This is a genomic window from Citreimonas salinaria, assembly GCF_900107235.1.
GTDB classification, from domain to species: Bacteria; Pseudomonadota; Alphaproteobacteria; order Rhodobacterales; family Rhodobacteraceae; genus Citreimonas; species Citreimonas salinaria.
In genome coordinates this window covers 1-8,599 of record NZ_FNPF01000037.1, presented here as the reverse complement: position 1 = coordinate 8,599, position 8,599 = coordinate 1, and the positions used below count along the sequence as shown (strand labels likewise).

8 protein-coding genes, 1 tRNA gene and 1 pseudogene are annotated in these 8,599 nt (G+C 60.0%); 7 read left to right on the top strand and 3 right to left on the bottom strand.

Going from position 1 to position 8,599, the window contains the following annotated elements; genetic code table 11:
• Positions 1 to 117 precede the first annotated feature (117 nt).
• Positions 118 to 834, top strand: a complete 717-nt coding sequence (locus tag BLW27_RS20015) for a hypothetical protein (RefSeq protein WP_089886441.1) — start codon at positions 118 to 120, stop codon at positions 832 to 834.
• A 294-nt stretch (positions 835 to 1,128) separates the two neighbouring features.
• Positions 1,129 to 2,232 carry a hypothetical protein gene (locus BLW27_RS20010; protein WP_089886439.1) on the top strand — a complete coding sequence of 368 codons (1,104 nt, stop codon included), beginning with the start codon at positions 1,129 to 1,131 and terminating at the stop codon, positions 2,230 to 2,232.
• A 253-nt stretch (positions 2,233 to 2,485) separates the two neighbouring features.
• Here the strand turns inward: BLW27_RS20010 and BLW27_RS20005 are convergent, their stop codons facing one another.
• Both BLW27_RS20005 and BLW27_RS20000 read right to left on the bottom strand, forming a co-directional pair.
• Positions 2,486 to 3,961 (bottom strand): DUF6538 domain-containing protein, encoded by a 1,476-nt coding sequence (locus tag BLW27_RS20005; protein ID WP_143042389.1) that lies wholly within the window; start codon positions 3,959 to 3,961, stop codon positions 2,486 to 2,488.
• A gap of 102 nt (positions 3,962 to 4,063) precedes the next feature.
• A tRNA-Cys gene (locus tag BLW27_RS20000) sits at positions 4,064 to 4,137 on the bottom strand.
• 159 nt (positions 4,138 to 4,296) lie between these two features.
• Between BLW27_RS20000 and BLW27_RS19995 the strand changes: the two genes are divergently transcribed.
• The 3 genes from BLW27_RS19995 to BLW27_RS19985 are packed head-to-tail and all read left to right on the top strand — an operon-like array spanning position 4,297 to position 6,983.
• Positions 4,297 to 4,950 (top strand): protein-L-isoaspartate O-methyltransferase family protein, encoded by a 654-nt coding sequence (locus BLW27_RS19995; protein WP_089886434.1) that lies wholly within the window; start codon positions 4,297 to 4,299, stop codon positions 4,948 to 4,950.
• A gap of 27 nt (positions 4,951 to 4,977) precedes the next feature.
• The gene (locus BLW27_RS19990; RefSeq protein ID WP_425429310.1) at positions 4,978 to 6,408 is read left to right on the top strand and encodes a TolC family outer membrane protein; all 1,431 of its coding nucleotides are present in this window, start codon (positions 4,978 to 4,980) and stop codon (positions 6,406 to 6,408) included.
• Positions 6,409 to 6,455: 47 nt separating this feature from the next.
• Positions 6,456 to 6,983, top strand: a complete 528-nt coding sequence (locus BLW27_RS19985) for a hypothetical protein (protein ID WP_245710971.1) — start codon at positions 6,456 to 6,458, stop codon at positions 6,981 to 6,983.
• 72 nt (positions 6,984 to 7,055) lie between these two features.
• On the opposite strand, the gene BLW27_RS19980 is transcribed toward BLW27_RS19985, so the two are convergent.
• Entirely contained in the window at positions 7,056 to 7,376 is a 321-nt protein-coding gene (locus BLW27_RS19980) for a DUF6280 family protein (RefSeq protein ID WP_089886431.1), read from the bottom strand.
• 214 nt (positions 7,377 to 7,590) lie between these two features.
• Between BLW27_RS19980 and efp the strand changes: the two genes are divergently transcribed.
• Together efp and BLW27_RS19970 are read left to right on the top strand one after the other, a co-directional pair.
• Positions 7,591 to 8,154 (top strand): elongation factor P, encoded by a 564-nt coding sequence (efp, locus tag BLW27_RS19975; protein ID WP_089886429.1) that lies wholly within the window; start codon positions 7,591 to 7,593, stop codon positions 8,152 to 8,154.
• Between the two features lie 95 nt (positions 8,155 to 8,249).
• A pseudogene (locus BLW27_RS19970) lies at positions 8,250 to 8,599 on the top strand (transposase); the annotation flags it as partial.

Below are 8,599 nucleotides of genomic sequence, written 5' to 3'. Positions count from 1 at the left end.
ATGATCTCATAGTCAGACATAAGCACGTGCTTAGGCATATGCCTAAGCCTCCATGGTTATGCCCGAGTGTCCGGTCGAAACGGGGGCCAGTTCACTATCCCACGGCTGAACGACGCCTTGGCAAGGCAAAAGCTGGAATGCCGGTTCGGATCTTATGTCGAGTACGAACGTGTCTTTGACTACCGGCAGGCCAAGCCGAAAGTCGCCCCCGGCGGTTATCAACGCATCTATCGCCGGTTTGTCGGGAAGGACGGTCGTGGTGGCCGTCTCTTCGGCGATTGGGTCCAGCAGCTGCCCCGTGATCTGCGGCGTGACCGCCTGACGATCAACGGTCAGCCCACTTGCGAACTAGATTACGGGTCGATGCAACTGGTCCTGCTTTATGTCCTCGCGGACGCGCCGGTACCCGCCGCCCCGGACCTTTACCAGATGCTCGGTATGGGGCAGCACAGGGAAGACATGAAGATGGTCCTTACGTTGTCCGTCGGGAACGCGACAAGGTCGGAAACCGTGTCCGCCATAGGTGGAAGGCTTCGCGAACAGAACCGCGCCGGAAAAGGGAAGGCCGCTGGTCTCTACGACGCGTTCTGGCACCATCACGCACCGGCAAACCCGCATCGCGATGGCATCACCGAACCGGCATGGCCCCAACTCCAGAACCTCGAAAGCCGGATCGCCCTTCGTGTCCTGGCTCTGCTGCTTGACCGGAAGATCACCGCAATCCCGATCCACGACAGTTTTGTGGTGCAGGCCCGGCACCGAGACTGCCTGGGAGCTGCCATGCAAGACGCGTTCGCTGCCCTCTGCCCCCGAAGGCTGATCCGCATTCGATAGTTGGTAGCATGCGGCTGACCACCCACGGCCTCCTTGAAACTGTCAACCCACGCGTTTAGCCAGGTCAGGGGGCAACGGCGCGTTCGCAGTAAAAAATCCGTAAGAACTGAAGCCAGACGTGCGACGACATTCATCAACGAGAGTCGCCGGATTAATCGCACGCAGCAAATTCTTCGGGACAGCCTCCGCCTTCGCCGCTACCCATTACTCTAGCCAAGAGATAGCTTCGCGTCGTTCCTTGACAGAAAGATTTTTTTTGAATCCACGTGTTACCATTAAGGAGACGGGTACAGAATGATCCGCAAGGTTCTTCCAATCCACACGATAGACGCACGCGATAATGTCATGCTTGAAGTTTTGCGCGACTATTTCAGGCTCTCGCCTGACCGGTTGTTGTTCGAAATACAAGGGATGCGCAAGAATTTGGTGAATTCCCTTAAACGCAAGGGCGTAAATTACGACCAACTTAGAGCGGCGCTAGTACCTGATCGCGAAAAGCTCGAAATCGCGCTGATCTTCGACACAACGCTTATAGAAAATTATGGGTATGGCTGCGAAGTCTTCAAGCACTTGATCCCTCTTTTAAACCCCCACACTAACAACAGCATTTTGCACGGCGACTACAGAGGCGATAATCACAATCAAGACGCGCTTTACGAAGCATTCCATGAATCGGCTTGCCCCGTAAAGACAATAATTTATCAGCACAGCACGCAATTCTATGTAGTGTACATCAATAATCTTACAGACACAGCTTTTCAGACACTGGCCGATGGCATGATGGTCTTCAAAGGATATGTTGGCTGCGCGAACACCACCTACAGTTCGCGTTTCAAGACCTTGCTTTCTACGCGCCTAACGAACCTCGGCGTCAAATTTGGCCGGATCATAATTCAAGGTCATGAAGACGACCGGGACGAAATGGAGAACGTGAATATGTGTGGGTTCCCGTTTGAAGACAGCGGCTACAAGTGCATAAGCATTCGGTCGAGCCTTGCGGACTTGTTTCTGTCGTACAAGATCGAGAGGCCTATATATAGTGGATTTGAGGCGGATACGGAATTCTGCCTTAATTCCGTAAACTCTCGCGTGGCTGACATTAATAACTTTGACGTTCAGGTTGAAAATGCGAAGCTCGAATACTTGAAGACGGCCAAGGCGGGTTCGCTACACCATGCGGGATTGAGCGATGTTACAACGGATGAATTGCAGGGAATCATTCGCGGCAAGCTGCGCCAGAACTACATATACAACATGTCGCATTTGGAAGAGCATAACGTCACCAAATTCAGTATCATAATTGAGGTGCCTGATGCGAACGGAGAGCCTTTCCGCCTCATGGCAGCGCTTGAATATCGGCCCGATGACAGAGTTTTGCGGCTAATTACCTTCTATTAGGAAACGCATCCGTCGATGCCGGGTTAGTTAGGGCTTTGGGAAGCGAAAAGGCTTGCCCGAAACTTGCCTGAAGAAGCCAAGTCGGGTATCGACGCGGTGGTGGGCCGCAAACTGCAACATTTGGACATTACGGTAGGACATTTCGCAGGACATTACCACCGCGTCAAGCCGTTGATATTTCTCGCTGTATTAGGGCGTCCGGATAATCCCTTCGTCTCCGTCGCTCAAGTGGGCAACGTGCAGGGAAGTGCGACTATTCGTTGCGCTGCGCAATTTCATCCAGAATTGGGGCGAGGTAAGGATGCTTGAGCTTGTCCACGGCTTCCCTCAATACGCTCAGGCTCGGTCCATGCCCGTACGCCCTGCTGACGCCGCCAAGGTCGTGGCCGTGTATCCAGTTCGAAACCTCAGGAGAAACACCCGCATCCCTGAACTTGTCTTTGCACGTCCCCCGGAGCGAGTGCGTCACGTACCAGCCGTCTTCGTTGTCGCCTAGACGCGCCAAATCAAGCTTGCCCATCCAATACACACAGAGGCGCGACGCGCTTGTTTTTCCGTCATCGTTCACTTCGAAGTCGAACAGCGTATCCTTGTCTGCCCGTTCAAGCATCAGTTGGTCGACCAGCGGTTCCAGTGTTGCACTGATGGGAACGCGCCGTTTGCCCGCCTCGTTCTTCACCGCAGCGTGGCGCAAGTCAAAGTAGCGAACTCCCTGGTCGTTTTCCTTCACCTGCTTAGGGCGAAGGGTTGCTGCTTCATCAAGCCTCATGCCCGTGCAGATCAATATCGCCCACAGGCGTTTCACAACCAGCGGAACAGCAGGGGCCGAGAACATCTCCACGAGTTGCGCTTCATTGAGCGGATCATAATGCCGCCCGCGTTTGCCGTACTCGGTCAGCTTCAGGTGGATAAACGGGTTGTGGGGAAGCAGGCCCTTCTTCACGGCCTGATCAAGGAGGATTCGAACGTCGCTTATGCGGCTCTTGATCGTAGAGTTACCGTACCCATCAGACATCTCCTCGGCGTATTCGTATGCGTGCCTCGCCGTGACTTCGCGCAGTTCAAGATCGCCTACCACGCTGATGAAATGGCGAATGTGCTTGGCCCGCTGCCTAGCGGACTTGCGTTTCATAGTACCTCGTTCGACCGCTTCTTCTGCCGCAATTTCGACCTGAGGCAGGAAGCTATTCAGCGTCTCAACGCTCTCGCGGATACCGCAGCCGGCACGCGCCTCAGACAGGCCATGATCCACGATTTCTTGAAGCTTGATTCGGTCCGGAATTTGCCCTTGGTGTCTCTCCAGTAGCTGCTTCACTACTTTGATGTCGCCGCCGGAATATTCCTCCAGCCTTTTGCTCATCGCTTCCTGAACCAAGCGCAGTTCGCTCTCGTTGCGAGGGGGTTCTTCGAAGTGCCGCTCGAAAACGTCGTTGAACTTTGCGTCGTACTCCATCGTGTATGTCTTGCCGCGAAGGCGAAGTGCGTTAACCGCTCGTTGATACGCGCTGTCCTCGGCTACCGCCCGGTGACGGGCGACTGCTTCCAGGATTTCGTGGCGAATTTGCGCCTCGATATCGTGCTTCCGCCGCTCTGCGATCTGCCGATCGGTGGTCCTGGCTGACTTCTTGATCTGGTCGCGGCCTACGGCCTCAACAGCTTCAGGCGGTACCGTCACGGAAATGTACTGACGGTTGCCCCGGCGGCTTACCGTTGCAGGGTGCCAATCCACAGGCATACCTCCTAGGTTCTAGTGTCAGCGGTAGTGTCAGTGATAGGTCACTCGCCGCCTGATCATCTAGCGTTCTATGGAAGAAAGGCCAAGAGGGGATGGTGGAGGCGAGTACCGGAATCGAACCGGTGTGCACGGATTTGCAATCCGCTGCGTAACCACTCCGCCAACTCGCCGCCGTGGTGGCAGGTGATTAGGTTTTCCGGCGCGGCGCGTCAAGACGATAAAGGGTATCGGCCATCGCCGCACGGCATATCTCGAGCCGCCGGGGTCGTTGCCTCGGTCCGGCATGTGTGCGATACGGGCCGCAAGATTCCATTGAAGATATCGAGCCCATGACAGACTTCGCGACGCGCCGCCGTTTCATGGTCGACACGCAGGTGCGTACGGCCGACGTGACCGAGTTTCCGATCATCGACGCCATGCTGAACATCCCCCGCGAGGTCTTCGTGCCCCGAGACCGCATCGAGGCGGCATATTCGAGCGAGCCGGTGGCGCTGGGCCAGGATCGCGTTGTCCTGGACCCGCGCTGTTTTGCCAAGATGCTCGAGGCGATCGACCTCACCAATGACGACCTGGTTCTGGACGCGGGTGCCGGGCTTGGCTACAGCGCTGCGGTCATAGCGCGCATCGCCGAGGCGGTCGTCGCGCTCGAGGACGATGCCGACCGCATTTCCGAGGCGCAAGGCCTGTTGAGCGAGCATGATGCCGACAACGTCATACTCGTCGAAGGTCCGCTGACCGAAGGCTGCGCCCAGCACGGCCCCTACGACGCGATCGTGGTCGAGGGTGGGATCGAAGTCCTGCCTGACGCCTTCGTCGATCAGTTGAAGGAAGGCGGGCGGATCGCCTGCCTGTTCATGGAGGGGCCGTTGGGTACGGTCCGGATCGGCTACAAGGTCGACGGCCGGATCAACTGGCGACCGGTGTTCAATGCGAGTGCGCCCGTCATCGACGGATTCCGGAAGGAAGCCACCTTCGCGCTTTGATGATGTGACGCTCCGATGTTGAAGGGGATGCCCGTGCTGACGGCCATGCGCAAGACACTGACCGGCGGGCTTGTGGCCTTGGCCACGGTCTCAGGCGGCATGGCCGCGCAGGCGGAAACCCTGGCGCAGGCGTTGACCCGCGCCTACGAGACCAGCGGCCTGATCGAACAGAACCGCGCGGTGCTGCGGGCCGCGGATGAGGACGTGGCCCAAGCCGTCGCGGCCTTGCGCCCGGTGCTGTCGTGGTCGGCGGATGTCCAGCGGCAGTTCGGGGTCCGCGGCACGACCTCGCCGTTGACGGGCCGGCTTTCGGAAACCGGTTTTGTCGACAACACCGCCAGTGCGGCGCTGGTTGCCAGCATCACGCTTTATGACGGCGGCGCCAACCGCCTGCGGATCGACCTGGCAAAAGAGGCTGTGCTGGGCACGCGGGCCGAGCTGATCGCGGTCGAGCAGCAGGTCCTGCTGCGCGCGGTCGAGGCGTTCATGGAGGTCCGCCGCGCGCTCGAGCTGGTGGCGCTTCGGGAAAACAACGTGCGGGTCATCGGCCAGGAGTTGCAGGCCGCGCGCGACCGCTTCGAAGTCGGCGAGGTCACGCGCACCGATGTCGCGCTGGCAGAGGCCCGGCTGGCAGCCGCGCAAAGCGCACTGTCTGCGGCACAAGGCACCCTAGCCATCGCGGTCGAGGAGTATCGCGTCGCCGTCGGCGTGCTGCCGGAGAACCTGCAGCAACCGGCCGGCCTGCCGCGCCTTCCCGCATCAGAGGCCGACGCCAAGGCGATCGCCGTGCGCAGCCACCCCGAGATCGCGGCTGCGCAGCGCCGCGTCACCATAGCCGAGATCGGGGTCGCCATCGCAGAATCCGCCAGGAAACCCTCTGTCAGCCTCTCGGGGCGCTACGGTCTGACCGAAACCTTCGGCGAGGACACGTATTCCCGCGGCGGATCGATTACCTTGGGCGCGGAAGGGCCGATCTACCAGGGCGGGCGGCTGAACTCGCTGGAACGGCAGGCCTTGGCCGAACGCGACCAGGCGCGCGCGGCGCTGCTTCTGACGGTCGAGCAGGTACAGCAGGCGGTGGGCAATGCCTACGCAAGGTTGCGCGTCGCCCGCGCCAGCATCGACGCCTTCGAGGCGCAGGTCAGTGCGGCGACGGTGGCGTTCCGAGGCGTGCGCGAGGAGGCGACGCTCGGCGCGCGCACCACGCTGGATGTTCTGGATGCAGAGCAGGAGTTGCTGCTTGCCCGCTCCGACCTGCTGTCGGCTCAGGTGGACGAGACCGTCGCCGCCTATGCGATCCTGTCATCGACGGGCCAGTTGACCGCCGAGGCGCTGGCCCTACCGGTGCCCGCGTTCGACCCGGCCGCCTATTACCGTCTGGTCAAGGATGCGCCCTCGTCCCTTTCACCGCAGGGCCGTGCGCTGGACCGTTTGCTGCGCTCGATGGGCAAGCAGTAGCATTCGCGCAATCCGTTGTGAGGCGGGCGCCGAGCGGGTACACTTCGGTGAAACAGGCGATGGTGCAAGGCATGTCCGATCCGGTTCCCAACGACGAGACAGATGGCGTCCTGTCATCGATTCGCAGACTGGTCGCCGAAAAGCCCGTCTCTGCGCATCCGGATTCTGCCGACGGCGCAGGCGCTGACGCCGCTCCGCGTCCTGCGCGGTTCGTGTTGACTGACGCGCTGCGAGTGAACGAAACTGCAGAGCCGCCCGCGCAGCTGCATTCCATGATCTGGGAGGACTGCGCATCAGGTCGAGGCGATGCTGTTGCGCAGCCGGACACGCAGTCCGACGGCCCTCCGCCGCTTGCTGCGCCCGTCGTTCTGACCGGCCCGACATTCGCCGCGCCCGATGAATCCTGCAAGCCGCCGGAGTCGCTTGCGCTGGACGAAGACGCCTTGCGCCGACTGGTCGCAGAGGTCGTGCGCGCGGAATTGCAAGGCGCGCTGGGCGACCGTATCACGCAGAGCGTGCGCAAGCTCGTGCGCCGAGAAATCCACCGCGCACTGCTGGGCCGCGATTTCGACTGACTTACGGTAAATCAACAAAAAAACGCGCCCCATAGGGCGCGTTTTCTTAGGTTGGTGGACGGAGTGACCGATTCAGGCAGCTTCCGCCTGCTGTGCGGCATTCCGCCGCTCGCTTTCCTCGCGAGACAGCGCGACGGACGTCCTGACCCCTTTGGCTACAAAATCCATCAGCCCCTGCACGACGCGTTCGTTCGGGTCGATCCCCGCGCAACTCAGCACCTCGCGACCGTCGCGCGACCGTGCCCAGCGGGCAATTTGTTCGGGACCGTTGCCGTATTTCTTGTCATCGGCAATCGCGTCATCGAGGGCAGCCAGCACCACCGCCGCGAACAGCTTGCGCGCGCGGTTTCCCTGTTCGGAATTGAAGGCGGTGCCGTCAACGAAATCCTTCATGTATCGACCTATCATTATTGCTCTTGTCTTTCGGGCGTGACGGCCCTTATGGCCGAAAGCCAACGATTCGAACACCCCACGAGCGCATAGCTACGTTGCGCTCAATGCATGGCTTGCTGCAGGTGCAGCACGAGATACGTTGCCTTGCCACATCGCGCTACACGAGATATAGCGAGCGCCAATCTTACAACAACCTTTTGACACGGTTTCACTCATGCCTAAGATCAACGGAAACGAGATCCGCCCCGGCAACGTCCTGGAGCACAACGGCAGCCTGTGGGCAGCCGTCAAAGTGGACCACGTCAAACCGGGGAAAGGCGGCGCGTTCGCACAAGTGGAACTGCGCAACCTGCGCAACGGTTCCAAACTGAACGAACGCTTTCGTTCCGCCGACAAGGTCGAGCGTGTGCGCCTCGAACAGAAGGACATGCAGTTCCTGTTCGAGAACGACGGCAAGCTGGTGTTCATGGACACCGAGACCTATGACCAGATCGAGCTGCCCGCCGATATCTTGGGCGAGCGGCGCCCGTTCCTGCAGGACGGCATGACGATCGTGGTCGAGTTCCACGACACCGAGGCATTGAACGCCACGCTTCCGCAGAAGGTGATCTGCACCATCGCCGAGACCGAGCCGGTCGTGAAGGGCCAGACCGCGGCCAACAGCTTCAAGCCGGCGATCCTGGACAACGGCGTACGCGTGTCGGTTCCGCCCTTCGTGGCGCAGGACGAGCGGATCGTGGTGAACACCGAGACGATGGAATATTCCGAACGCGCCTGACCGGATGAAGGCCGAAGGTCGACCCGCATGGCGTTGTTGCACAAGTCAGACGGCGAAGGATTCACTTTTCGAATCCATGGCGTTAGACGCGGTGCATGAGCAAGCCTCCTCCCGCCCGCTATCGCACCACGAACTGGTCCAGCTACAACGCGTCACTGCGGAAGCGGGGATCGCTGTTGATCTGGGTCGACAAGGACATGACGTGGCGCGCGCCGCATGACGGTCGGCCGGGACGCCCGCCAGTGTTTTCCGATGCGGCCATACAACTCTGCCTGTCTATCAAGATCCTGTTCAAGCTGCCGCTTCGCCAGACCGCCGGGATGGTGGCGAGCCTGCTGAAACTGGCGGGACTGGATTGGCCCGTTCCGGACTTCTCCACCCTGTGTGCCGGAGGCAGAAGACCTTGGCCGTTCAGGTCCCCTATCGCCGCGCCGACGGGCCGCTG

Bases quoted from the DNA above. Each gene is read 5' to 3' on its own strand.
- BLW27_RS20010 (WP_089886439.1), top strand. From the start codon at position 1,129: ATGATCCGCAAGGTTCTTCCAATCCACACGATAGACGCACGCGATAAT.
- BLW27_RS19995 (WP_089886434.1), top strand. From the start codon at position 4,297: ATGACAGACTTCGCGACGCGCCGCCGTTTCATGGTCGACACGCAGGTG.
- BLW27_RS19990 (WP_425429310.1), top strand. From the start codon at position 4,978: ATGCCCGTGCTGACGGCCATGCGCAAGACACTGACCGGCGGGCTTGTG.
- BLW27_RS19980 (WP_089886431.1), bottom strand. From the start codon at position 7,376: ATGAAGGATTTCGTTGACGGCACCGCCTTCAATTCCGAACAGGGAAAC.
- efp (WP_089886429.1), top strand. From the start codon at position 7,591: ATGCCTAAGATCAACGGAAACGAGATCCGCCCCGGCAACGTCCTGGAG.